The 25,830-nt window shown below is 49.6% G+C and carries 23 protein-coding genes; 5 read left to right on the plus strand and 18 right to left on the minus strand.

Annotated elements, in window-relative coordinates:
- Window positions 1-5 precede the first annotated feature (5 nt).
- The 5 genes from WDY75_RS27105 to WDY75_RS27125 form a co-directional block, all read right to left on the minus strand.
- Complete coding sequence (locus WDY75_RS27105) at window positions 6-968, minus strand: ABC transporter permease (protein ID WP_006208107.1); 963 nt, start codon at window positions 966-968, stop codon at window positions 6-8.
- Window positions 969-1,001: 33 nt separating this feature from the next.
- The gene (locus WDY75_RS27110) at window positions 1,002-2,573 is read right to left on the minus strand and encodes an extracellular solute-binding protein (protein WP_036638633.1); all 1,572 of its coding nucleotides are present in this window, start codon (window positions 2,571-2,573) and stop codon (window positions 1,002-1,004) included.
- 197 nt (window positions 2,574-2,770) lie between these two features.
- Window positions 2,771-4,417 carry a response regulator gene (locus WDY75_RS27115; RefSeq protein WP_063478524.1) on the minus strand — a complete coding sequence of 549 codons (1,647 nt, stop codon included), beginning with the start codon at window positions 4,415-4,417 and terminating at the stop codon, window positions 2,771-2,773.
- Window positions 4,418-4,420: 3 nt separating this feature from the next.
- Window positions 4,421-6,220 carry a sensor histidine kinase gene (locus WDY75_RS27120; RefSeq protein WP_063478523.1) on the minus strand — a complete coding sequence of 600 codons (1,800 nt, stop codon included), beginning with the start codon at window positions 6,218-6,220 and terminating at the stop codon, window positions 4,421-4,423.
- Window positions 6,221-6,308: 88 nt separating this feature from the next.
- The gene (locus WDY75_RS27125; RefSeq protein ID WP_006208103.1) at window positions 6,309-7,163 is read right to left on the minus strand and encodes an AraC family transcriptional regulator; all 855 of its coding nucleotides are present in this window, start codon (window positions 7,161-7,163) and stop codon (window positions 6,309-6,311) included.
- A gap of 125 nt (window positions 7,164-7,288) precedes the next feature.
- Here WDY75_RS27125 and WDY75_RS27130 point away from each other — a divergent pair, with 125 nt between their 5' ends.
- From WDY75_RS27130 to WDY75_RS27150, 5 genes are all read left to right on the plus strand, one after another.
- On the plus strand, window positions 7,289-8,827 hold the full coding sequence (locus tag WDY75_RS27130; RefSeq protein WP_063478522.1) for a sulfatase: 1,539 nt from the start codon (window positions 7,289-7,291) through the stop codon (window positions 8,825-8,827).
- The gene (locus WDY75_RS27135) at window positions 8,827-9,474 is read left to right on the plus strand and encodes a chromate transporter (protein ID WP_006208101.1); all 648 of its coding nucleotides are present in this window, start codon (window positions 8,827-8,829) and stop codon (window positions 9,472-9,474) included. Before WDY75_RS27130 ends, WDY75_RS27135 begins: the two co-directional genes overlap by 1 nt.
- Before the next feature lie 26 nt (window positions 9,475-9,500).
- A complete protein-coding gene (locus WDY75_RS27140) occupies window positions 9,501-10,031 on the plus strand; it encodes a chromate transporter (protein ID WP_006208100.1) in 531 nt (176 codons plus the stop codon).
- Between the two features lie 20 nt (window positions 10,032-10,051).
- On the plus strand, window positions 10,052-11,029 hold the full coding sequence (locus tag WDY75_RS27145; RefSeq protein WP_063478521.1) for a formylglycine-generating enzyme family protein: 978 nt from the start codon (window positions 10,052-10,054) through the stop codon (window positions 11,027-11,029).
- A 122-nt stretch (window positions 11,030-11,151) separates the two neighbouring features.
- Window positions 11,152-13,323, plus strand: a complete 2,172-nt coding sequence (locus tag WDY75_RS27150; RefSeq protein WP_063478520.1) for a peptidase G2 autoproteolytic cleavage domain-containing protein — start codon at window positions 11,152-11,154, stop codon at window positions 13,321-13,323.
- A 605-nt stretch (window positions 13,324-13,928) separates the two neighbouring features.
- Here the strand turns inward: WDY75_RS27150 and WDY75_RS27155 are convergent.
- From WDY75_RS27155 to WDY75_RS27215, 13 genes are all read right to left on the minus strand, one after another.
- Window positions 13,929-15,233 carry an ABC transporter permease gene (locus WDY75_RS27155; protein WP_006208096.1) on the minus strand — a complete coding sequence of 435 codons (1,305 nt, stop codon included), beginning with the start codon at window positions 15,231-15,233 and terminating at the stop codon, window positions 13,929-13,931.
- The gene (locus WDY75_RS27160) at window positions 15,226-16,128 is read right to left on the minus strand and encodes an ABC transporter ATP-binding protein (RefSeq protein ID WP_006208095.1); all 903 of its coding nucleotides are present in this window, start codon (window positions 16,126-16,128) and stop codon (window positions 15,226-15,228) included. Before WDY75_RS27160 ends, WDY75_RS27155 begins: the two co-directional genes overlap by 8 nt.
- A gap of 21 nt (window positions 16,129-16,149) precedes the next feature.
- Entirely contained in the window at window positions 16,150-17,052 is a 903-nt protein-coding gene (locus WDY75_RS27165; RefSeq protein ID WP_006208094.1) for an ATP-binding cassette domain-containing protein, read from the minus strand.
- Between the two features lie 6 nt (window positions 17,053-17,058).
- Window positions 17,059-17,460: a GntR family transcriptional regulator gene (locus WDY75_RS27170; protein ID WP_006208093.1), complete on the minus strand. Its 402-nt coding sequence runs from the start codon at window positions 17,458-17,460 to the stop codon at window positions 17,059-17,061.
- Between the two features lie 74 nt (window positions 17,461-17,534).
- Window positions 17,535-18,260: a hypothetical protein gene (locus WDY75_RS27175; protein WP_006208092.1), complete on the minus strand. Its 726-nt coding sequence runs from the start codon at window positions 18,258-18,260 to the stop codon at window positions 17,535-17,537.
- Between the two features lie 301 nt (window positions 18,261-18,561).
- Window positions 18,562-19,026: a DUF420 domain-containing protein gene (locus WDY75_RS27180; RefSeq protein WP_006208091.1), complete on the minus strand. Its 465-nt coding sequence runs from the start codon at window positions 19,024-19,026 to the stop codon at window positions 18,562-18,564.
- A gap of 25 nt (window positions 19,027-19,051) precedes the next feature.
- A complete protein-coding gene (gene ctaG, locus WDY75_RS27185; protein WP_006208090.1) occupies window positions 19,052-19,960 on the minus strand; it encodes a cytochrome c oxidase assembly factor CtaG in 909 nt (302 codons plus the stop codon).
- Window positions 19,961-20,060: 100 nt separating this feature from the next.
- On the minus strand, window positions 20,061-20,390 hold the full coding sequence (locus WDY75_RS27190; RefSeq protein ID WP_006208089.1) for a cytochrome C oxidase subunit IV family protein: 330 nt from the start codon (window positions 20,388-20,390) through the stop codon (window positions 20,061-20,063).
- Window positions 20,391-20,393: 3 nt separating this feature from the next.
- Entirely contained in the window at window positions 20,394-21,014 is a 621-nt protein-coding gene (locus tag WDY75_RS27195) for a cytochrome (ubi)quinol oxidase subunit III (protein WP_006208088.1), read from the minus strand.
- Window positions 21,011-22,858 (minus strand): cytochrome c oxidase subunit I, encoded by a 1,848-nt coding sequence (gene ctaD, locus WDY75_RS27200; RefSeq protein ID WP_051449340.1) that lies wholly within the window; start codon window positions 22,856-22,858, stop codon window positions 21,011-21,013. The genes WDY75_RS27195 and ctaD overlap by 4 nt, the downstream gene beginning before the upstream one ends.
- A gap of 83 nt (window positions 22,859-22,941) precedes the next feature.
- Window positions 22,942-23,991 (minus strand): cytochrome c oxidase subunit II, encoded by a 1,050-nt coding sequence (coxB, locus tag WDY75_RS27205; protein WP_006208085.1) that lies wholly within the window; start codon window positions 23,989-23,991, stop codon window positions 22,942-22,944.
- A gap of 445 nt (window positions 23,992-24,436) precedes the next feature.
- Complete coding sequence (gene map, locus WDY75_RS27210) at window positions 24,437-25,186, minus strand: type I methionyl aminopeptidase (RefSeq protein WP_063479737.1); 750 nt, start codon at window positions 25,184-25,186, stop codon at window positions 24,437-24,439.
- Window positions 25,187-25,448: 262 nt separating this feature from the next.
- Window positions 25,449-25,637 carry a hypothetical protein gene (locus WDY75_RS27215; RefSeq protein WP_006208082.1) on the minus strand — a complete coding sequence of 63 codons (189 nt, stop codon included), beginning with the start codon at window positions 25,635-25,637 and terminating at the stop codon, window positions 25,449-25,451.
- Window positions 25,638-25,830 lie beyond the last annotated feature (193 nt).

Below are 25,830 nucleotides of genomic sequence, written 5' to 3' on the forward strand. Positions count from 1 at the left end.
CCCCTTTACCATAAACTCGTCTCCGACGTTTTACGCGCAATTCGGTTTACAAGCAGCAGCAAAATCAGGTTGATGATCGAATTAAACAGCCCGATTGCTGCCGTGTAACTGTACTCTCCCTTTAAAATGCCTGTCGTGTAAACAAACGTGGAAATGACATCACTCGATTCGAGATTCAAATTATTTTGCATCAGCAAAATTTTCTCAAAGCCAATGTTCATGAAATGGCCGATATCCAAAATCAGCAGAATGATAACAACAGGAGCGATGCCGGGTAAGGATATATGCCAAATCCGCTTCAGTCTTGTCGCTCCGTCCATCTTGGCAGCCTCATAAAGCTGCGGGTTCACCCCGCTCAATGCCGCAATGTAGATAATGGACTGCCAGCCCATGTTCTGCCATATGTTAGAGCCGATAAAAATGGTCTTAAACCAGCCGGCTTCCTCCATAAAACGGACCGGCGTGCCTCCCATTGCCTCGATCAGCAGATTGACCGGACCGCTGGTAGGCGAGAGGAATACATTCAATATGCCGACAATCACAACTACGGAAATAAAGTGCGGAATATACGTAATGTTCTGCAGCCATTTGCTGAAGGTCTTGTTACGAATTTCATTAATGATCAACGCCAGCAAGATGGGAATCGGAAAAGCGATCAACAGCGAGAACAGATTAATGGACAACGTATTCCACAGCAGCCTCCAGAAATAATACGAATCGAAGAAGCGTTCGAAATGCCCGAAGCCCTCCCAGCTGCTCCCAAGGATTCCCTTGGCCGGGTTGAAATTCTTAAACGCAATTTGCAGCCCGTACAACGGACCATAGTGAAAAACCAGATACCAGACGACCGGCACAAGCAGCATGAGGTACAGGTCATACCTTTTGGCCATTTGTCTTAGCAAGCGGGGACCTCGCCTTCGTTGACCTGGAGGCATAGTGATCGTTGTATCGGCTTTGACACTCTTCATGGGCATCCACTCCTTATCCATGATGTGGCAGCATTATTTCTGCATCTTGTCATAAGCATCCTGATACAACTTCTCCAGCTCATCGATTTTCATCTTCTTCAGCGTAGACTGGAATTGTTCCCACTTGTCGAAGCTAAGCGCGCCCACAATGAATTTCGTGCTCTGCTCTTCGTAGTATTTATCGATATCGTTACGCAGAATGTTCACTTGCTGAGCGGTTTGCTCGTCAAACATGGGAGCCGCGTAGCGAACCTCCGGCATGAATGGATCCAGCTTCTGCTGCGCCTCCTGTACCTGCGGCGGATTGATGAAAGAGGCGACCTGCTCGCTGATGAGATGAGGCGCTCCTCCTCCGGCGTAAGGCGTGATTTTTGCCTGGTTGGTAATATCCTTCAAGAAATCCTCTGTATAGTAGGGAATTCCGTCCTTCATCTCGTAATGCTCTCCTTCTCTGCCGAACCGGAGAAGGGTAGATCCTTCGTCGCTATAGAAGTAATCGATCCAGCGCATCGTGACTTCTGGGTATTTATTGACGGACGTGATGGCAAAAGCTCCAAAATCCCGCGCAATCGGCAGCGCCTGACTTTGCATCCGGTCTCCGTCAGGCCCTGCCGGAGGCGCGATCCCGGTATATTGATCCTGGATTGACAAAAAGTTGTTGTTTGTCTGGTCAAAGAAGAATCCCGCATTCCCTGATCCCTGCTTGGCCAAATATTGCGCTTCAGTGTGCGAGAATATCTCGGGATCCAGAAGCTTTTCCTTGTAAAGCTTGTTTAGATACATCAGCATCTCTTTATTCTTGTCGCTGCCCATCCAGATGCTTGCCTTGTCATTTTCAATGTTGATGTTGTAGCCGAGCTGTGTGTCCAGTCCGAACGATCCGCTCATCGCGCTCACAACCGATAACCCGATTCGGGCGGTCATCGGAATCTCATCCTGCTTGCCGTTGCCGTTCGGGTCCCCGTCACGGAAAGCAAGCAGCACCTGATACAGTTCTTCGGTTGTCTCCGGCACCTCCAAATTCAGCTTATCCAGCCATTTCTGATTAATCCATTTCTTATCCGTACGCGCCGCGCCTAGCGTGACGATGCCCGGAATCGCGTAAATGTGGCCCTCCGGCGTTGTGATGCCCGAGCGGATTTCGGGATATTCCTCCATCCATTTCTTCAGGTTCGGAGCGTATTCATCGATAAGGCCTTCCAGCGGGATCAATTGGCCTGCCGACCCGTAGCGGACGGTTTCAAGCGGCGATAGCCCCGAACGGAACAGCGCATCGGGCAGCTCATTCGACGCGAACAGCAGGTTTTTCTTCTCCTGGAAGCCGTCTGTCGGCGCTTCGATGAACTCCACCTTTACATTGCTCAATTTCTCGTAATCCTGAAAAACCGGCATCTCCTTAAACGGACCATTAACGGGGGCAATCCGGGTGAACATCTTGAGTTCCACCGCCTGCTCTACGATCGGAAATCCCGTGGTGTGAACGACATTCTCCGAACCTTCGGGTGCGGCTTCCTTCTTCGAACCTCCATCTGAACTGCATCCGGCCAGCATCAAGCTGGAAACGATCATGGTCATGATCGCGTTTCTTCCCCAGTGTTTACGCATGAATAGGTGACCCCCACATTTCTTAATCACCACACGCTTAGTGTAAGCGTTTACCGTTGGTGTGTGATTATTATAATTCAACGGCCCTGGCAGCCAATTACAATAATATGATCATTTACTCCACATATTTTACGGTTTTTTTATACTGGCTGCTTCCGAAACACGGTTTCTGCCGATCCGAATGCTTGGTTTTTCTCTTATCCTTTTCCCAGACTGTTCAAGTACTCTTGCGGTGTCATTCCCGTAATCTCCTTGAACACTTTAAAAAAATAGTTATGAGTCGTGAACCCCACTTGATTGCTGATTTCCTTGATGGTATAGCGCCCGCTTTCCATCAGTTTACACCCTGCGTCGATTCGTACCCGATTCAAGTATTCCGAGAAGGTCCGCTGCGTCTCCTCCTTGAAAATTCGGCTTAAGTAGGATGAGTTCAACCCGATGGCGCCTGCCGCTAGCTCCAATGTGACATACCCCGGATATCTCTCCAGGATGAAGTGGATGGCTTGCGTGACATGACGAGAATAGGCCCCGCTCACACGGTGCTGCTTCAGCAGGCCCAGCAAGTCGGCATAGAAGGATAACAGCCACTGCTCCAATTCCCCGACACTGCCCATCCTTCCGAGTTCGCTTCTTGCAGGAAGCCTGTCCCCTGCTGCTTCAATGGATGGCATCCATGTTTTCAATGCCTTATCACCGGTCTGCATCAGCTCACTGACAATGATCTGAACCGTATGCGAATGGATTGGCTGATGGGAGATCGAAGCAAATATGGATGAAATTAAAGCCTGCACATCTTGGGTGTCCAGTCTTTCGATGGAGAGCAGAAGCTGCTTGTGCTCTTCGATCGTCAAAGAAACGCGCTCTTTGTACCCTCCGGCAAATCCGACAGCGTGGTCCATTATCCTTGGCGGCGTATTCTCGGCGAACGGCACCTTGACGGATGAAGCATCTAGTTCCCGCTCAGCTGAGCTGTAACTGGATCCAAGCTGGGATAAGCTGGTGCACACATGTCCTATAGCGGTTACACATCTTAAATTGAGGAATAATTCAAGGGCGTGCTGAATCTTCCTTATTCGTCCATCTGCCTCGCTCATCACGGCAAATTCACTTCGTTCCTTGTTCGCAAACACAACAACAAACCGCCCATCCTCCACATAAGCTGCCGTCCGCTCATGGATATCCCCCAAACTCTGCTGCATCATATCCACTACCTGCTGAACCAGCCGATTCGTTTGCACATCGCTGTACGATTCCGTCAGCAGCCGAAACGGGATAATCTGCACAGCCGCAGCCGTATAACTGAAGGTCTGGGGATACAGGTTATTCCGCTGGGAGAAGGTTTCTGACTCCAGGCTTGCTTCCATCCCTCCCCGGATTAAATGCACAACATAATCGCGGATCAGGACAGGGTTTATCCTCTCTTCCAGGGCCTGCCGGGCAATGCGTTCTTTAAACAGCCGATCCTCCTGCCGCAATGCCAGGACCGCTTTATTCAGCATGGCGATCAGCGTTGCCCCGTCCAGCCGATGCTTCAATACATAATCGATGGACCCGTTCTTCAGGGACTCCCGCACGTAGTCATAGTCATCAAAGCTGCTGAGCATGATGGTCTTAATGGCCGGGAAGCGTTCTTTGATCGCTCGGTTGAGCTCTACACCGTTCATGCCGGGCATGTTCACGTCAATAATTGCAATATGAGGAGGGGACTGCTCCATCATCGCCAGAGCCATGAATCCGTTATGCGCTTGGCCGCACAGCTGAAATCCATGCTCATTCCAGTCGAGTAACGTCCACAGATTATGCCGCACCAGCGGCTCATCGTCGACAAGCAGCACTTGGAACATCGCTTATATCACCTCTTGTTCGGATTCTCCCTTACACTCCGTAAGTTTCGGCAGCCGGATCTCGACCTTGGTATACAGACCTGGCTCACTGTACAGCTTGACGCCGTATGAATGACCATACAGGTGTACGATCCGTTCATGCACGTTACGCACCCCCATTCCGCTAAAACGGGACGTATTCCCGCTCTTTCCCCTTTCACCCAACAAAGCAGCCTTCTGCCCCTCTGTCATACCCTTGCCATGGTCGATCACTTCAATCTTGAGGTCGCCCCCCTCTTCGCATACGCGGATCAACACAAGTCCCTCCCGCTCCAGCGGTCCGATACCATGAATAATGGCATTCTCCACAAGAGGCTGCAGCATCAGCTTCAGCACCCGGCATTCCAGCAAAGCATCATCCTCAACCTGGGCAACCATCCGGATCGGCTCCATATACCTGTACTTGACGATGGAGATATAGCGTTCAACATAATCCAGTTCCTCCCGCATCGTCAGAAATTCGCTTGAATTGCCCAGAACCCCGCGCATGAGCTCAATCAACGATCCCGACACTTCTTCGATGTTAGGCACGCCGTTCATCTTGGCCAGATACTTAATGGTGTTCAGCGAATTGTATAAAAAATGAGGATGAATCTGCGCCTGAAGGGCCGTTAACTCGGCTTCCCGCTTGGCCCTCTCACTGACCCGGATTCCTTCCATCAGCCGCTTCAAATCCTCCACCATGCTGATAAAGACGCGGTACAGCTGCCCGGTCTCATCCTCGCCCTTGATCTCCTTTCTGGGAAACGTTAAATTCCCCTCCTTCACAAACATCATCAACGATTTCAATCGCCGGATATTAAGGGTGATTCGCGAAGACACCTGCAGCGACCCGATGAGAACCACAACAAAGACGATAACCGACACCTCCGCCAGCAGCTTGCGCAGCCTTGCCGATTCGCTCAGCAGCGAATCCATCGGAATCAACGCCAGCGTGGTCCAGCCCGTATAACCGGATCGGCGGCTGACCACGATATAGTCTCTCCCGTCAATAACTTGCTTGATAGCATCACCATTACCTGCAAGCTCCTGATTGAGTCCGACAATCCTATCGGATGAAGGGGCAAAAGACGGTGCCGATTCGGCCGCATAAACGAACCCGCCCTGCATGTCCAACACATAGATCATGCTGTCCGTAGTCGGCTTCACGCCGTATGTTTTTTGGATAAAATCATAATTCAAGTCCACCATGACCACCCCGATCGGTTCACGATTGTAGCGGATCTCCCGCCCTACCGTGATGGCGTCCGACACCCCCGTCTGCTTGAAATACGCATGGCGGGATCCATTCTGCAGCATATAATCCAGCATCGGTGACCCCAGCACCGTCCTGTCCAACCACGGCCCACCGGAGAAATACACCTTTCCGTTCAGACCGACAACAGCGATCCGTGTAATGTAGGGCTTATAATCGATCAGAACGGACAGGAACTCATCGATCCGCTTCTGCTCCTGAAACCACTCGTAACTGATCTCTTCATTCGGGCTTAACAGGGTGTCAATCACCGTGTTTTTGTTGGTCACCACAACGGTGTTCAAGCGATCGATCTCTTCCAGCATCATATTCAGCGATTCATCCGCCTGCCGAATGCTGTCCGATACCGAGGTGACCGCATTGTGCATGATCGTCTCACGCATGCTCATGTAAACAATGACCGTAATCGAGACAATGGACACGAGGGTAACCGCACTAAACGCAATGAATATTTTCCCTTGAATGCTTCGACCGGGCGATATCCACCTCTGAATCGTAGAAAGCTTCATAGCGGAATTCTCCTTTTTCAAGATCAACCGAAATAAAAAGTAACCGTTTACAAAATGTCGTTCACATGAGCATTCCCATGGTACGCACTCAGCATTGGGTTCCCCGCATGGTAATGGGAGGCACCTTGTAATAAATCTTGAAGGCTCTCGTGAATGAGTATAAATTGGGATAGCCAAGAGACAGGGCAATCTCCGTGATCGTTGCGTCCGTTTCGGTCAGCAATCGTTTCGCCTTCTCCATCCGTATTTTCTGCATGTATTTTAACGGAGGCATTCCTACCTGACTGGTGAACATATTGGAGAAGTACGAACGGTGCACCCCCGCAAATTCAGCCACCTGCTGTACTGAAATCCCTTCGGTCGCGTGAAGTTCCATGTAATCCAAACACTCATGAATCCATCCCGCAAGCTCTGTCGGCTGCAAAGAAACCGTGTCCGGCACCAGTCCGGCAAGCAGTCCGTAGATCAAGCCATGCAGTTCCAGTGAAATTGAAGGCTTCCAGCGTTCCACGCCAGCCAGGGCATGAATCACGCTTTCCGAGGACTCTTTGACCCGGGCGGATAACATTTGTTTGCCAAACGGGCTATCCGGAAGCAAACCGGCAAGCTCCAATAACGGCTTGACCCTGTTGCCGTCCAATGCGAGCCAGCTCATTTGCAGCGGAGAATCCGAGGGAAGCATGTGATAGTAATAGGTCCGCCCCGGAAACAGGCAGAACACATCGTTCTTCTGCAGATCCACCCATTTACCATCAAACTCAAGCCGGACCATGCCTTCATGCACAAAATGCAGACTGTAACACTCGATCCGTTTCGGTCCGACCTTGTAATTGGGCTTGGCTGCAGTTCGTCCTGCCCGAACCGGCCAAATTTGTTCCTCCTTATCCAAATATCCCGGCGTATAGTAGATGAATTCCGCATACTCGTATTCATATTCCTGCATTTGGCGACGCCCCTCCTTTCCTTCATTTTTTGCTTAATCATAACAAAATGACAACAAAAATATAACACTAAGCTATTTTTATAACTGATTTTTTTCAATATTATCATACTAGGAGGGGATTACACTTGTCGAGAACACCTAACATTTTGCTAATAACTAGTGATCAACAGCATTGGAACACCATCGGTACATTTCAGTCTGAAATTTCCACGCCGAATCTGGACCGTCTCGCCCGGCAAGGGACAACGTTCGATCGGGCCTATTGCCCAAATCCCACCTGCACCCCCAGCAGAGCATCCATCATTACGGGAATGTATCCCAGTCAGCATGGAGCATGGACTTTGGGTACAAAACTGCTGGAAGACCGCCACACCGTGGGTCAAAGCTTCCAGGAAGCCGGATACCGAACGGGTCTTGTCGGCAAAGCTCATTTTCAGCCACTGAAATCCACGGATGTTTATCCTTCGCTGGAAGCGTACCCGATCCTTCAGGATTTGGAATATTGGAGAAATTTCCACGGGCCATTTTACGGATTCGACCATGTTGAACTGGCCCGCAACCACACCAATGAAGCCCATGTCGGTCAACATTATGCACAATGGCTGGAAGAACAAGGGTGTGCCAACTGGCGGGAATACTTCCTGCCGCCGACGGGAACCATGGATCCTTCCCGGACGTACACATGGCCCATCCCGGAGAAATACCATTACAACACCTGGATTGCCGAACGAACCGGCTCCCTTTTGGACCAATACCAGCGCTCGGATGACCCTTTCTTTCTGTGGGCCAGCTTCTTCGACCCGCATCCGGAATATCTGGCCCCTGAACCGTGGGACTCGATGTATGACCCGGACGAGTTGACCATTCCATCCGTAACGCCGGGAGAGCATGACCGAAATCCGCCGCATTTCCAGTTGACGCAAGAGGACGATCCGGATTTCTCGCATCTTGCAGAGACCGGGTATGGCATACATGGCTACCGTTCCCATCACTATTACGAGTATGGTGCAAAGGCACGACTAACGGAGTATGACAAGAAAAAGCTTGTTGCCGTGTATTACGGCATGATCAGCATGATGGACAAATATATCGGCAAAATCCTCGATAAACTGGATGATCTGGGACTGGCGGAGAATACCGTCGTTGTATTCACAACGGATCACGGCCACTTCTTCGGCCAGCACGGCCTTCAAGCCAAGGGAGGGTTTCATTACGAGGATTTAATCCGGATTCCGTTCATGGTAAGGTACCCCGATCAGGTGCCTGCCGGAAAAAAATCAAATGCCATGCAATCCCTGGTCGATCTGGCCCCGACCTTCCTATCGCTCTGCAACGTTCCGATTCCGCACGCCATGACGGGCGTCGACCAAAAGGAAGTGTGGTTCGGCAAGAAGGCGGCCGCTCGGGAGCATGCCCTCTGCGAATTCCGGCACGAGCCGACAACGATTCATCAAAAAACATATATCGAACAGCGTTATAAGATCACCGTCTATTACAATCAATCCTACGGTGAGCTGTTCGACCTTGAGACCGATCCTAACGAGCTGCATAACCTGTGGAACGAGCCGGAGCACGAGCAGCTGAAGGCCGAGCTATTGCTCAAATATATCTGGGCCGAGCTTGGCAAGGAACCGATGCCGATGCCCAGAATCCATCATGCGTAATGGAAATCATGAGAGATCGCATCAAGGGACTGAAGCATAAATTCAAGCTGCTGAACCAGCTATTCTGGACCTTCTTCCGCATCGGGCCCTCCACCTTCGGAGGTGGGTATGCCATGCTGCCAATTATTGAGCGCGAAGTGGTGAGCAAGAAAAAATGGATGCAAGAGGATGAAATCGGTGAGCTTATATCGCTCGCCGGCTCAGCTCCCGGAGGCGTTGGCGTTAATGCGGCTGCCATCATCGGCCACCGTCAGGCTGGCGTTGCCGGAGCTGTGTCGGCGGTCATCGGAGTAACATGCCCCACGTTTCTGATTGTGATTCTGATCAGCATATTTGCCATGGTGTTCCGAAACCAGCCTAAAGTCGAAGCTGCTCTAAAGGGGATGAACGGTGCCATTATAGCGCTAATCCTCATGGCGGCATATCGGATGGCCAAGTATTCCGTCTTTGACAGGACGACAGCGATAGCTGCCCTTGCTACCGTCTCCGTGCTGTTATTTGCTGGTGTCCACCCCCTCTATCTTATAGCTCTGGGTTTGTTATGCGGCATGACAGTCATCCGGATCAAACTACGGCTTGGACTTCGGGCCCGGACCGAGAAGCAGACCGCAACCGGCAGCCCTTCGGAGCTGGAGTATTACATTTAAGCGAGAGAAATCGGGGCGATCGAATCATGTATTGGGACTTGTTTATCATGTTTATAAGCGTAGGCCTTGTGTCGTTTGGCGGCGGTTATGCAGTCATTCCGATGATTCAGTATGAGGTCACGGAAAAAGGATGGCTGACAGCCGCGGAGTTCCAACAGACAGTGGCGCTGGCTGGAATGGCGCCCGGCTCGATTGCAACCAATGCCGCCACGCTGATCGGCTATGAAACAGCAGGTTATCTCGGAGCCGCCGTCTCCACCGCTGGGATCATTATCCCGTCGTTGATCGTTGTTGTGCTGCTATCTGCCTTCTTCTACCGCTTGCATGACAACCCATGGCTGAAATCTTCCCTGTACGGCTTGCGGCCTGTAACGACCGGGCTCATTCTATATGCAGCCATTCACTTTGGCTTGTCTAATGAAGGCGCAGCGATAACCTGGGGCATCGTCCCCACGCTCCTTATCAGTGGTGTTTGCCTGTATCTCTTACTGAAGCACAAGCTCCACCCGCTGCTCCTTCTCATCGTCGCCGGCGCTGCCGGCATTGTTTTATTCTAACTTGAACTGGGAGGTGCATGATGGAATCCAAACCGTCCTGCTGCACCGCAGCACGAAACAGGCTGAACGTCACGGCCCCAACTCCTGCTGCAGGCCAGGCAGCGTTACCTGGCATGACGATTGCCGAATCCGAGAAGGACCGTATGGTTCAGCTTCCTGGCGGTCTATTTCTGATGGGCACCTCCGATCAGGAAGCCAATCCGTATGATGGAGAAGGACCCGTTCGGGAAGTAAATGTCAACGCTTTTGCGATTGCTCCCTATACGGTGACCAACAGCGATTTCGTCCGTTTCATACAAGCGACCGGATATAGGACAGATGCTGAGCAGTTTGGCTGGTCGTATGTGTTTCACTTGTTCTTGACCGAACAGGCTGCTGCGGCAACACAGGCCCCGGCCCATACGCCATGGTGGAGAGCGGTACCCGGTGCGGTCTGGGCTCGTCCGGAAGGCCCCGGGTCAAGTCTCGTTCATCGTATGGACCATCCCGTCGTCCATGTGTCCTGGAACGATGCCGACGCCTACTGCAAGTGGGCCGGAGTCAGGCTGCCCACGGAAGCCGAATGGGAATATGCCGCACGCGGCGGACTCGTGCAGAAACGATACCCTTGGGGCGATGAATTGAAGCCTGCTGGAGAGTTTCGCTGCAATATCTGGCAGGGGAGGTTTCCCGTGAAGAACCATGCCAGCGATGGTTATCCTGGCACGGCACCGGTTGGAGCCTATCGGCCGAACGGGTACGGTCTGTATCAGATGTCGGGCAATGTGTGGGAGTGGTGCTCGGACTGGTATGACCGAAGCTATGATGTGACTGGACACATGGACAATCCCAAGGGACCACTGCAAGGACAAGAACGAGTCATGCGCGGCGGCTCCTATTTATGCCATCGATCCTATTGCAATCGCTATCGCGTTGCCGCAAGGAACAAAAATACGCCGGACAGCTCATCCAGTCATGTCGGGTTCCGCTGCGTCAAGGATATGGGTTACCTATCGTAGTCTCGAGGGGTCAAGACATATCGTGTACAATAAGTCCACTCATGCTCCTTAGACACACATATCCTGTATCATAGGAAAGTTTGGTGACATTACCACACCTTATAGATAAAGGAATGAATACGATGGCTGAATGCAATCGAAATCCAATCGGTGAATGCTCGGAGGCTGAAGGTTCGAATACGACAGCCAGTGGATTCGCCTCCCATTCGGAAGGAATTCTGACGACAGCTAGCGGAGCCGTTTCCCATGCGGAAGGCAGTACGACCAGAGCGTCCGGGGACGCTGCCCATACGGAAGGCTATAATACCGAAGCGCTGGCCGACAGTTCCCATGCCGAGGGATCGACTACTATGGCAAGTGCAACAGCTTCTCATGCCGAAGGTTTTACAACGATGGCCTACGGCGAAGCCTCCCATGCCGAAGGCAACGCAACGACAGCTCTGGGCCATGCCTCTCACACCGAAGGCTATCTGACGGAAGCGATAGAGGATACCGCCCACGCGGAAGGCTCAAACACCGTAGCAGGCGGAACCGCATCTCATGCGGAAGGGTACAGAACCATGGCCAGTGGAGAAGCCTCCCATGCCGAAGGCATCTCGACAACGGCGAGCGGGTTTATATCGCATGCCGAAGGATTGTCTACAACGGCGAGCGGCCTCGTATCCCACGCCGAAGGAACCAACACTACTGCGCAGGGTAATTATTCTCATGCCGAGGGCGCATATAACACAGTAACCGGCAATTACGGTCATGCGGAGGGCGCAAACAACACGGTGGATGGGAATTATGCCCACGCGGAAGGCGGAAGTAATACGGCTCAGGGAAATTTCTCTCATGCAGAAGGATACGATAATTCGGCAACCGGCAATTATGCACATGCCGAAGGTTCGCTTACGACTGCAAGCGCCTTTAATTCCCATGCCGAAGGCTACACTACGTTAGCGGAAGGTTACGCTTCGCACGCGGAAGGAAATACAACGATAGCTTCAGGAAACAATTCGCACGCCGAAGGTTTTACTACGACGGCGGGTGGTTATGCTTCGCATGCAGAGGGAAATACCACCACCGCATCGGGCGGAAATTCCCATGCGGAAGGAGTCAACACCCTCGCCGAGGGCAGCAATTCCCATGCCGAGGGGTCCGGCAGCCAGGCATTAGGGATCAATGCGCATGCCGAAGGCTCCAATACGCTGGCTTCGGGGAATAATGCGCATGCCGAAGGTGCTAATACGGTTGCTTCCGGTGTATATGCCCATGCCGAGGGAGCAGACACAACGGCATCGGGCAATTACTCCCACGCGGAAGGTTCAAGTACGCAGGCAACCAACAACTATGCCCATGCCGAGGGCTCCCTCACCACGGCCAACGCCTTTAATTCGCATGCGGAAGGCTACACGACGTTGGCATCCGGATATGCTTCGCACGCGGAGGGCAATACCTCCACTGCCTCAGGCAATAATTCACACGCGGAAGGATTTACGACTTCGGCACAAGGCTATGCCTCCCATTCTGAAGGGTCCAACACCGTGGCATCGGGCAGCAGAGCGCATGCCGAAGGAGTCCAAACGACGGCAAGCGGAGATTTCTCCCATGCGGAAGGCCTCCAAACCACCGCCACCCATAACGGAGCCCATATTATGGGCAGATATGGGGCGTCGCTCTATACCTATTCCTGGCATGTCGCGAACGGGACCTCCGCTGATGCACAGGGTCTGGCCGCTGTTCTGCAAGGGTCAACCGGCAATATGTATATTGACGGCAACTATTTTTCCGGTGGAGCCGATTATGCCGAAATGTACGAAACACTGGATGGCACCGGCATAGAGCCCGGCTATTTTGTAACCCTGGATGGAGATAAGGTCCGGATCGCTACGCAAAGCGATGGTTACTTGCTAGGGATTGTCACCTCCACTCCCTCTATTGTGGCAGATGCCGCAGAACTGCGATGGAAGGATTACTACCTCCGTGATGAGTGGAGAAACGTGCGGTTTCAGGAAGTTACGATTCCTGAGGAACGGGATGAAGAAGGAAATATCATTGCACCTGCATCCACCGAACAACAGCCGATCTTGAATCCGGAGTGGGACCCTTCGATGGTCTATATTCCAAGAAGCCAGCGCGAGGAATGGGTAACCGTCGGTTTGATTGGAAAACTGCTCGTTCGTGATGATGGAACGTGCACGGTTAATGGCTATTGCATGCCCAATGACGATGGGGTTGCCACCAATGCCGATAGCGGATACCGTGTAATGAAGCGCACCGGACCCAATCAAATCATGGTGCAGTTTAAATGAGGGTGGAATGCACCGTGATCTGGCTGAGCGTAGAAGAACCGACTTCTTGGAGTCGGTTCTTTGTACATAAGAATAATAATCGATCTGATTGGGATACAACATTCTTAGGAATAGAGACAATGCAAAGGGTCAAATTGATATAATACACTCTATAGTTTAAATGATGTGACTAATTTCCTGATCTAACCTATGTGATTGGTGGAACAGAATATAGATTGCTTCATTCCGCTAGTAACTTAGTATAGTTGTTGTTTAAATCGGTCTCTTGTTCTGCCAAAGAAAAAGACTAGTAAAATCAGCAATCTGATTTCACTAGTCTTTTACATTCGCCTCATTTAAACCATTTCTTTTTAAACTCTATTGTTTTCGTTTACCAAACGCCCACAGACCAACGCAGGCTAATAATATCCCAAAGCCCATCAACACTCCCTGAACGACCTCTTTCAGCATAGAACCTGTAGTGTATCCATGGTCGTTCCAAGCAAAATACGCAGGACCGCTGAGATCAAGACCATCATCATACTTTGGTTTTTATCCATCGTCATGTCTATCTTTACATCCATGTACCTCTTATTTTGGTTTAAAGCCTCTTTTTCGTACTTTGACTACATCTTATAAGCCTTCATCGCTTTTCTAAGCTCCTTGAATGTAGGGCGTTTGCCGTACATCAGGACACCAGTGCGATAGATTTTTGCAGCCAACCAGCCAAACACGAGGATGGATACGATCAGGATAGCAAGGGATAACAGGATCTCCCACATCGCTACGTCGCCAAGTCCGATACGAACCAGAATCGTTGTTGGTGAGATGAATGGAATATAACTGGACACCTTCATCAGCATCGAGTTCGGAGCGCTCAGGCTAAAGATTGCGATATAAAATGCCACCAGCGACAGCATGGTAATCGGCATGACAGCCTGCCCCAAATCCTCTGTACGGCTGACAATCGAACCAATGGCCGCGTATAACATCGCGTACAAGAAATATCCGAGAATGTAGAAGATTAAGCCAAACACCAGCAGCATCGGATCAATCGCAGTAAGGTCAAGATTCATTTCCTTCAATGTGTCCATGTTGTGAGGCAGCATCAAATTCGCTGCGGCAACAATGCCGAACGCCAGGATCTGTGACAGACCCAGCAGGAACATGCCGATAACCTTACCGAACATTTGACTCAGCGGAGAGACGCTGGTAATGAGGATCTCCATAATACGGGAGCTCTTCTCTGTCGTCACTTCCGAAGCAATCATGTTGCCGGTCCCCATCAAGGTGAAGAAGAAGAGAATAATCAGTGCATACACCACGATGTAGTTAATAACCTCGGAAGCCCCATCCTTCTCTTCGGATGCTCCTCCAGCACTGCCTGATGGATTCGTGCCAATACTGCGAGCATCAATCTGAACCGGCGCATTCAGCTCATTGATCTGTGCATCAGACAAATCAAGCCCATCTACAATGCTGCGAGTCTTTGCCACTTGAAGAGCGGCTTGCAGATTCGATTGCAGCTCCGGACTCATTCCCTCTTCTTCGGAGCTGTAGACCACGGCCGGGAACGTGCTGCCTTCTTGTGCTTCAAATTTTAAATAACCTTCAATAGTGCCATCTTCAATGTCTTTATTCAAGGCAGCTTCATCTGCCGTTTCATATTTCACAAATTTATAGGTAGTTGACGGCAGGCTGCTCCAAGTCGTCTCCAATTGTTCAGCGAGCGCTTGCTCCTGTCCATACACCAGACCTATGCGAGTGGTTTCCTCAGATCCTGCCTTGTCACCCGTGAACATTTGGATCAGAAAAGGAAGATTAATCCCGATTGTAATGATCAGTGCAAAAATCAGGGTTGATACGAGAAACGACTTCGTTCTTACCTTATTCATAAACGTAAATCGGATAACGGTCCACATATTATTCATTAGATTCACCTACCGCCTTTATGAAGATTTGATTGAGTGTCGGCTCCTTCACTTCAAACCGATGGATCACGCTTTGCGACATCGCTGTATTCAAAATATTCTGGGCAGCGTCGATGTGGCTTATGCGGATGGAGTAACCATCCTCTGTCCGCTCAACAGCCGTTACGCCCGGCAGTGAATCGAGCCCCTGAACTTCACCAGAGGTGCCGAGCACCACTTCTTCTCGCGGATACTTGGATTTAATGTCCTTCAGGTTCCCCTTCACTACGGTGTTGGAGCGATGAAGAATGGTAATGTTCCTACATAATTCCTCAACATGCTCCATCCGGTGGGTAGAGAACAGAATGCTTGTGCCTTTGTCGCGAAGTTCTTTAACCGTCGATTTCAATAGTTCAACGTTCACCGGATCCAGTCCGCTGAATGCTTCGTCCAGAATCAGGATCTGCGGATCATGAACCACTGCTGCAATAAAGCCCATCTTTTGTTGATTACCTTTAGACAGTTCCTCAATCTTCTTATCGTAGTAGTCAGGCACTTCAAAGCGCTCCAGCCAGTACTTCAAGCTCTTATCGGCGTCTTTGGCTGACATGCCCCGAAGCTGGGCCAAGTATGAAATCTGCTCGCTGACTTTCACTTTCGGATATAACCCGCGCTCCTCCGGCAAATAACCCATAATGTGACGAAGCTCCTTGTTGTAAGGCTTCCCATTATACAAAATCGTTCCATCATCCGGGTAGATCAAGCCAAGCACCATCCGCATGGTGGTTGTTTTACCGGCACCGTTCGCACCGAGCAGGCCGTAGATTTCTCCTTCCTCAACCTGAAGTGAAATCTGGTTTACGGCTGTTTTGTCCGCATAAATCTTAACTACATCCTCTAATTGCAATCGTTGCATATTGTGAAACCCCTCTCTATCCTAGTTCTGCACGTTGGCAGGAATATTACCTTCAATCCATAGTCGAAGCACTTCATCCAGCTCCAAGGAACGGGCCCGAATAAACGGTATGCCTGCAGACTGGAGGATCTTTTCTACTTCCAAACATTCCGTCGTTATAAAAGAAATCGTATTCGCTGTCTCTTGTTTGCTGCTAAGAATACCAGGCAATTCCTCTACGATGGAAGCATCGCCTTGAATCCAACATTCCTTCCAATTGTCGAGCAGCGAATCCTTCTCCACCATACCCAGCAGCTTTCCATGATGGATAAGGATCACATAATCCGCCAGCCGCCGGATTTCATCCACCACATGGGTGGACAGCACGATGGTCGTATCCATAGATTTCATCACCTTGTGCAGCTGGTCGATCATCAGCTTCCAAGCAAAGGGATCCAGACCGGAAGAGGGTTCATCCAGAAGCAGGAGTTTCGGCTTCGGCGCAAGCGCCGCTGCAATCTCGAATTTGCGCCGCTCCCCTTTGGACATCTTGCGAAGTTTTACGCCCCTCGGGACATCAAATCGTGACAGAAGCTCATCGAAAAAGTAACCATCCCAACTGTCATACCAAGATGCTCGAAAGCTGGCCGCCTCATCCACCGTCATATGCTGTTCTTCTGAGCTCAGCTGTTCGGGAACGAACCCCATCTGTTTACGAATCGAGACGGGGAGCTCTCTCGGATGGGATTCACCGAACCAGGTGATCTCCCCTTCATCTGGAAACACGGTCTGCATCATCATGTTCAGCAGCGTGCTTTTCCCCGAGCCGTTAGGTCCCACCAGCGCAACGATGTATCCTTGAGGTATCGATATTTGGATGGGTCCGATGGTTTTCGTTTTCCGCCGTTTAATGACATTACGAATTTCAATGATATGCGGTTCCATTGATTGCTAGCGACCTCCTCTTGCTTGGTATTTATCCCGAACAACTTCCATGAACAGTTCCTTTAATTCATCTTCATTAAACTGAACAGCAAGCCCCTTATCTACCGCAATCTTTAATGCCTCAACGACCGAATCGCGTTTATATTGTTCACGGGCCCGATCACCGACACCAGCAACAAAAGTTCCCGTTCCTTGTCTCGTTCGAAGCAGCCCTTCATTCTCTAGATCCTGATACACCCTGCGTACCGTAATGACGCTGCAGTTCAGATTCCCGGCAAATTCCCTGATGGACGGCAACAGCGTTCCCTCCTCGATCTGACCGCTGATAATAAGCGAGCGCAGCTGTGATTCAATCTGGTGATATAAAGGCTCCGCGCTATTTTCATTAATCTGAATCGGAATTCGCACCTTGTATCACCTCTCTTCTTCCTTGTACATAAGCGGCGAACCTCCGACACCAACGTGTATGTGTTCTATATAAATCATGTTAGATCCCTTGTCTGCTGCCGGGTGTACGTGAATTTACTCATGAGCAGCATGGCCGCCAGTCCGATGATGAGTGATCCCCACATGACCGGTGATATCAAGCTCCATCTGATGGATGCGTTAGCAATGAAATCGGTTAGGCTGTAACCCAGCAAGTTAAACAGAACGACGGATCCGGTGGTTAGCACCATCACCACAAGGGTGTTTCTGAAGTACGCCTTGCCGCTGCACATATGCTCCCAATAAATATAGGGCCCGGTCATTAAAAATCCGATGCCGATCCATGTCAGCATGAATGCGATATAACTCGGGATATCCATTGCGGATCTGATATGATCACCTATCGCATACATGACCCCAAAAAACACGATGCCGTTTATGGCATAAGCTATCAGGCTGTTTATAATGCGGCTTACGAAAATCGCGGAGGCCGGCACCGGTATGCTGCGGTAAAAATACAGCATCCGCGTATACGAATCCTCGCTCAGATAACGGAAGGATCTTCTGCTGAAGAGGTATCCCAATAACGGAGCGTAAAGCACCAATATGAAGTCAATGAACGGGTTGCTGCGCTCATACAAATGTTCAAACTGATTGTCTATGATAACGCTGGCGGCAAATCCCATGTATACCATGAAGAGAATGGTCCATAAAATCTGCAGCTTGTCGCTTGCAAAATCCTTCTTTACGATCTTCATTGCATTATGGAGTACTTGTTGCAACGCGCCTCACCCTTTCCCTCGTATATACAATCAATTTCTATACAATCAATTTCGTAATCATTGCAGTTGTGCACTTCCACTGTGCTTAGTGTGATTACTGTGCTCACTGTGTATATCTTTATATACAGTATATAGTCTGTATCTAAACAGTGTCAATAGAATTTGTAAATATTTATGATTCCTGGTTGATGGCAGCGACCGGAGCGGATCCACTTCCCCACTACATCCTGCAAATGAGTCACCCCGCCCGCCTCCATAAAAAAACACCCGCCAGATCTCTCTGACGGGTGTTCTCCCACACTTACATTCCAAATATGACTTTCCATACAGGCTGAGTATGACCGCCTGGATACAACAGATACAGCAAGGTGTACACGGCCACACCGGTAATTGCTGTAAAGAACCAAATAATGGACGTAACTCTGCCCCATTTACGGTGCTTGGAATATTTTTCCTTGAGTCCAAGAGTCAATGTCGTAATGCCAAAGACCGCAGCGACGGTAGCCAGCACAATATGGAAGATCAGGAATACCTGATAATAAGGCTTCAGTTCATCCGGTCCGCCCCACGACGTATTGCCAATGAATATAGTGCGCGATGAATAGATGATAAAGAAGATCACCGCTGCCACCGCTGCCCAGATCATCACTTTTTTGTGAGCTGCGCGTTTGCCTTTAATAATAAGTCCCCAACCGATAGCTACCAGCACGGCGCTTATCACGATAAACGTAGTGCTGACCGTGGGAAATATAAAATACCAATCCATATGGATCCTCCTTCATTAATCCTTATTAAGCTTGATTCAGGTTACCCGGAGGCACCTCACCAGGCAAAGGATCGTCTTCCTGATTCTCTCGTTTGTACCAATGGAAGAACACATAGGCCAGCATCGAAGCGAAGATGATCTCCTGGAAGAATTTCATGATAATCCCGCCAACACGCTGGTCAATGGCCGGCTCCAAGTAGCCGAAAAATTCGGGTCCTCCGAATTGGCTGAGTAATGCTGAGGTGTCACCAGACACACAATAACCCATCGCATTCGCCCATACAACCGGGTCACTATATGTAGCGTACATCGGCTCGTTTGCGAAAATAATGAGCCCACACGCCGGTGTCAGCAATACCATATTGAGGAAGATATACCCCATCTTCATAAGCCCCGAGGACTTGTCCTTCTCCGGAATCGGATTCAATATGGCCCACCACATGAGCAGTGAGGCAATTAACAGAATCAGATAGTACAACCGATGCACCCAGAAATTCAACATGACAAAGTCATGGATTACTGGAATGTGATAAAACGAAAACAAACCGTTAAACACTACTGCTGCCACAATCGGATGCGTGAGGAAGCCAAGCTTCTTAAATGGATTTATCCTGTCGAAAGCACGCCACAGCCAAACCGGAATGCCCAGAATCAGGAGTGGTGTTGCCATGAGATAAGACATCGCCATACTCACCATATGGAACGAGAACATTGTATGTCCAAGCAGATTAACCGGTCCACCTTGGGCAAGATAGAACGTAATCATCCCCGCAACAAATAAAGATTTCCGCCCAGCCGAAACCGGAGCACTTCCTTGGAATCGATGGCTCAAGGGACCGGTCAGCAAGAAATAGCCAGCAGTCAGGAGCAGCATAAACGCCAGGAACATGGGGGTCCATTTATCTGCAAAACTAAAATATTCTAAGCCCAGCATGCAAAAACCTCCCCTAAACGGGTTAAATTCTGTCGAAATTGTGACACCTTCCTACGACTTAAAAAAAGAGGGGGCTGAAGTAGCCCACCTCTTTTTCATTTTACCACCAAACCCAGAACAGTGCCATGACAATACAGGTACTTGCTACGAAGAAGCCGCCGATCATGAACAGGATTGGCATCAGATGCCCTTTGTCCTTTAAGTGCATCCAGTAACCCATTTGTACGAACACCTGCAGCACAGCCATAACCAGCAAGATGATGATCGTAAATGCTGTGTTGATGCCACCGGCTGCGACGGCTGCGAAGGCAATTGCCGTCAGCACGATGGAGAAGATAAATACTACAATGTGTTTCTCAGGGCCCTCCACGCGATGGCGGTGTTTAACTGTCGGCCCCTCATTAGCATTAGATGATTGGTTCGCAGTCATTCCTTAGCCCACCTTTCCAAGAAGGTATACGACCGAGAAGATGAACACCCATACAACGTCGATAAAGTGCCAGTACATGGCAGAAACATATACCTTGGGTGCTGTAACAACGGTTAACCCTTTTCTGTACAGCTGAGCAATCAACAGGCTGATCCACACGACCCCAAAAGCAACGTGAGCACCGTGGAAGCCAACCAGCGTATAGAATGCAGACGAGAATGCACTCGTCTTCATATTAAATGATTCATGTACAATATACTCGTAGAACTCATAAATCTCAAGGCCAAGGAATCCAAGACCCAGTGCTACGGTTACGATGAGCCACAACTTCAGCTTCTCGATATTGTGACGGTGGAGCGCCTGAATGGCGAACACACTGGTCAAGGAACTGACAAGCAATATCAGTGTTGCTGCTGCCGTAATCGGCAGCGAGAACAGCTCAGAAGCCGTTGGACCTTCGTTGTTCTGGCCGCGAAGTGCCAGGAATGTTGCAAACAACGTACCGAAGAGTACAGCCTCTCCACCAAGGAAGAGCCAGAAACCAAGAACCTTATTACGGCCTTCGAGTGTTGCCTTCTCCGGCTCGTGAGGAAGTTCGCCGTTTACATGTTCAGCGTGACTCATGCTTTCCCCTCCCCTTCCAGTTCTTCAACTTCGATGTGATATCCATGATCATCGTACAGGGAACGAGCGATCATTGCAGCGAACGTAATCAGAAGACCAACAATCAGAACAATGTATTTATTGAAGATTAAGCTCATGAACGAATTCGAGAAGTCCTCCGTGCTAAACATGAAACCAAGACCCGCGATAAACAGACCCAGTGACATCACAAACGGAAGGATGCTTGGCGAAGGCATATGGATCGGACCAACCGGCTCGGATGGTGTCATCTCTTTATTGCCTGCCATCTTCTCTTTCCAGTAAGCATCGATACCGCGAACGAGCGGAATTTGCTTAAAGTTGTACTCTGGTGGTGGAGAAGGAATGCTCCACTCGAGCGTACGGCCATCTTCCCATGGATCCGCTGCTGCACCCACCGGTTTTCTTGAAGTTGCAACAACGTTGGCCAAGAAGGCCAACACACCGATACCCATCAAGATTGCACCGATGGTACTGATGAAGTTGAGTTCATCGAAATTCTGATTCGGCAAGTACGATACAATCCGCCGCTGCATACCGAGCAAACCAAGGAAATGCTGTACAAAGAATGTCATATGGAAGCCGATAGCGAACAGCCAGAACGTCCATTTGCCCAGCGTTTCGTTCAGTACGCGACCGAACATTTTCGGCCACCAGTAGTGCAATCCGGAGAACAGTCCAAATACCAGACCACCGACGATTACGTAGTGAAAGTGAGCTACAACGAAGTACGTATCATGGAACTGGAAATCTGCAGGAGCAGATGCCAACATGACACCGGTAACGCCACCCATAACGAAGGTTGGTACGAAACCGATCGCGAACAGATTGGCACTGGTGAAACGGATTTGACCGCCCCACATCGTAAAGAGCCAGTTAAAGATTTTGATACCCGTAGGAACCGCAATCAACATCGTAGCGATGGAGAAAAGTGCATTTGCTACAGGTCCAAGACCTGTCGTAAACATATGGTGAGCCCATACCATGAAGCCCAAGAAGGCAATCAGGATGGTTGCAAATACCATCGAGCTGTATCCGAACAAACGTTTACGAGAGAATGTCGGGATAACTTCTGAGATAATACCGAATGCCGGCAAAATCAGAATGTATACTTCAGGGTGACCGAAAATCCAGAAAATATGCTGCCACAATACAGGGTTACCGCCGCCCGCAACATCAAAGAAATTGGCACCTAGCAAACGGTCAAAGCTTAGCAATACAAGGCCTACTGTAATTGCAGGGAATGCGAACAGGATCATAGCCGATGTAATGAACGCCGTCCATGTAAACATTGGCATTCTCATGAAGGACATTCCAGGTGCACGCATTGTAATAATGGTTGCCAGGAAGTTGATACCGCCGATCAACGTACCCAAACCTGCTATCTGCAGCCCGATGGTATAGAAATCCACACCGTGTGTAGGCGAGTAGTCCGTTGAGGATAGCGGTGGATAAGATGTCCATCCGGCATCAGGCGCACCGCCCATAATCCAGCTAAGGTTAAGCAACAGTCCACCGAACAAAAACGTCCAAAACCCGAGTGAGTTCAAAAATGGAAACGCAACGTCCCGCGCACCGATCTGAAGCGGAATGACCGCATTCATCAAGGCGAAGATAACTGGCATTACACCCAGGAAGATCATCGTCGTTCCGTGCATCGTAATTAATTCATTAAATACTTGAGCCGATACCAAATCGTTCATCGGCTTGATCAGCTGCAAGCGAATGAGAATCGCTTCAATACCGCCAATCCCGAAGAAAAAGCCGCCCGCTATCAGGTATAATATACCGATTTTCTTGTGGTCAACGGTTGTTAGCCAATCCATTATCCCCGTGTAGCGTTTGACGCTATGGCTATGAGCATGAGCGTGAGCCAAGGTTTGTACCCCCTTTTAAAGTTCCTGCTGTATTAATAATCCAACTTATAATTGGCTAAGTAATCGGCAATTTGCTCGATTTCTTCATCACTGAAGCCGAGATCCTTCGGATTAGGCATCGTGTTACCAGGTTTTACAGCCTGTGGCTCCATCAGCCATTCCACCATGTTGTCTTTTGTCGGCTTTGTCCCTGGATTGCCGCTTATGTCGTTCAGCAAGATACTCGCTACCGTCTCACGCGATCCAATGCCAGTCAAGTTAGGACCCATGGCTCCGCCTTGATCGCCAACAGCGTGGCAGGAGAGACAGTTGGTCTTAAATTTCTCAGCTAGCGCAGCGTCTGCAGGAAGCACGGCAGGTGCTTTCATTGCAGTGACCCATTGCTCAAACGTTGCATCATCAACCGCTTTCACACGGAATTCCATGAAGCCATGGGAAGGGCCGCACAACTCTGCGCATTTACCAATGTATGTATCCGCTTTGTCAGCCACCAGAGTCATGTAGTTAACGCTGCCTTCTGTGTTCGTATCCATCTTGCCGCCGAGCGATGGTACCCAGAAGGAGTGAAGCACATCATTCGTTTTTAATTGGAAGGCAATTTTCTTGCCTACAGGAACAACCAGCTCTTGAGCGGTTTTCACACCGTGGTCCGGATAAGTAAACTCCCACCAGAACTGGTGAGAAGTAACTTCCACCTTAACTGCTTCCGGATCGTTCCAATCGTTCGCTCCGTACGCAAACACCTTTTGAATAGTAGGAACTGCAAGCACAAGCACCAAGAGCAGCGGAATCGCCGTCCAGATAATCTCCAGCTTATGGTTCCCTTCCACTTGTTCAGGAATTTCGTCTTGTCCCTTTTTTCTACGGAACTTAACAAGCACGTATGCGGCAATTCCAAATACCACAACCATTACGACGATCATAATCGAAATGGAGAGCTTAATTAAATCCAGTTGACCTTGTGCTACCGGACCTTGTGGTCTTAAGACCGACAAATCCTCTCGGCCGCAGCCGGATAACACCAAAGCAAACATGGCCATCAAAGGAAGAAGACGCTTTACAGCCTGCCACCGTTTCATCATTGATCTACCCCACTTTTCCGATTTTCGTAGACTACCATCCGGCGCAAACAGCGGTAATCTACCTGCACAATCACGGATGAAGTAATCCTGTCAATTAAAGCAATCACTTATTAAATATAAGTTCATGGGTTGCTTTTGTCAATCATTCACAGGGAGTTCACAAATTGTTCGAAAAGTCGTCAAAGTCGCGCCGTTACTGATTTTGCAATCGCTTTCAAACTCATTTCACACTCCCGTGACCCATGATTCGACATTCTGCACAATGCCTCAGCGACAGTCTTTATAGCTATATATACAGTCATTTCCGTCTTTTTGAATCTGTATGCAGCGGCTGTGCAGGAGCTACATTCACCCCTGAATCTCCATGCTAAAGGAGGTGTTCCAGGCAAGCTGCATCATCCCCGCCAGGAATACCTCCTATTATTATGCTATATTTCTCTGCACTTTAATCCGTCAGAATGACAGGCCCTTCACGTGTGATAGCAATCGTATGCTCATATTGAACACCTATTGATCCGTCCGCGCTGGATATGGTCCAGCCATCATCTCCCCAGAACACTGCACCTGTGCTCCCCAGAGTGAATACCGGTTCGATGGTAATGACCATACCTTCTTTAAGCTTCAATCCCCTTCCAGGAACTCCATAGTTCAGCACATCAGGCGGCTCGTGTATGGCACGGCCGATTCCATGGCCAACCAGCGATTTTACGATCCCGTACCCTTCCCTTTCGGCAACCTGCTCGATGGCATGACCCACATCACCCAACGCAGCGCCGTGACGCGCCGCCTCGATCCCTCTAAACAGCGCTTCGTGCGTATGCTCCATCAGTTTTCTTACCTTGGGAGAAACCTCGGCTACCGCATAGGTCCATCCTGAATCCGCCAGCCATCCGTTCTTATTCACCACCATGTCGATGGTCACCACATCACCCGCCTCCAGCGGCCGCTGGTCGGGAAATCCATGACAGACTACATCATTAACCGATGCACAGGTTGCGTAGGGAAATCCTTTATACCCCTTTTGCTCAGGGACAGCTCCGTTCTTCTCCAGAAACTTCTCCACCCTGGCATCAATCTCGCTTGTCGTAATCCCTGGTTGTATGATCTTAGCTATTTCACGGTGGCACGCAGCCAAGATGCGTCCCGCCTCGCGGATATATCCGATTTCTTCCTTTCGTCTCAGCTGTATCCTCACATCTGCCACTCCCTTATATCCTTATCGGATCGACTGCTAACAATATATGAAGGGACAGATGCAAAATACCCTCAAAATAGTGGACTTCGCACGGAAGTTCGAGCCCGATGTCTATCATCGACCGCAAACGCAAAAAAACCGCCTTCGGGACATTTGTCCCAAAAACGGTTTAACCATATTCTCTAAATGGTTCATATTATTAGTTGATAACAAGATGAACATGCTTGTGATATTTCTATAGATATCAGGTGCTTATTACAGGTTACGAAACGGAGGAATTCAGCTTGCCAAGTTCATGCTCAACAACAAGTGTAAGCTCTTCTTCATAGCCCCCCATAATATGGTACTTCCGGACATACTCCTTTACAAATTTTTTCGGATCTTTAGGCCGGAAAATTCGTGTCATTTCCCGCAGACTTTCCTTAACCTCATTGTGACCTTTCGTTGCCATGATGGATCCCTCCCAAAACGTGTGGAATAAAATTACTCCGTTTAAAGAGAATGCCGAAAAGATCTACCTCATTAAGTTGAAGCCATATTGCAGTTCTAACGGTGATGATTAGGTTGATATTCAGCAACTTACCAATGCACCTGACACTATACATACCCTTACAGCATGCAACTGAATCATTAATATATTATAT

It is taken from the genome of Paenibacillus glucanolyticus (genome assembly GCF_037333485.1).
GTDB lineage: Bacteria > Bacillota > Bacilli > Paenibacillales > Paenibacillaceae > Paenibacillus_AQ > Paenibacillus_AQ glucanolyticus.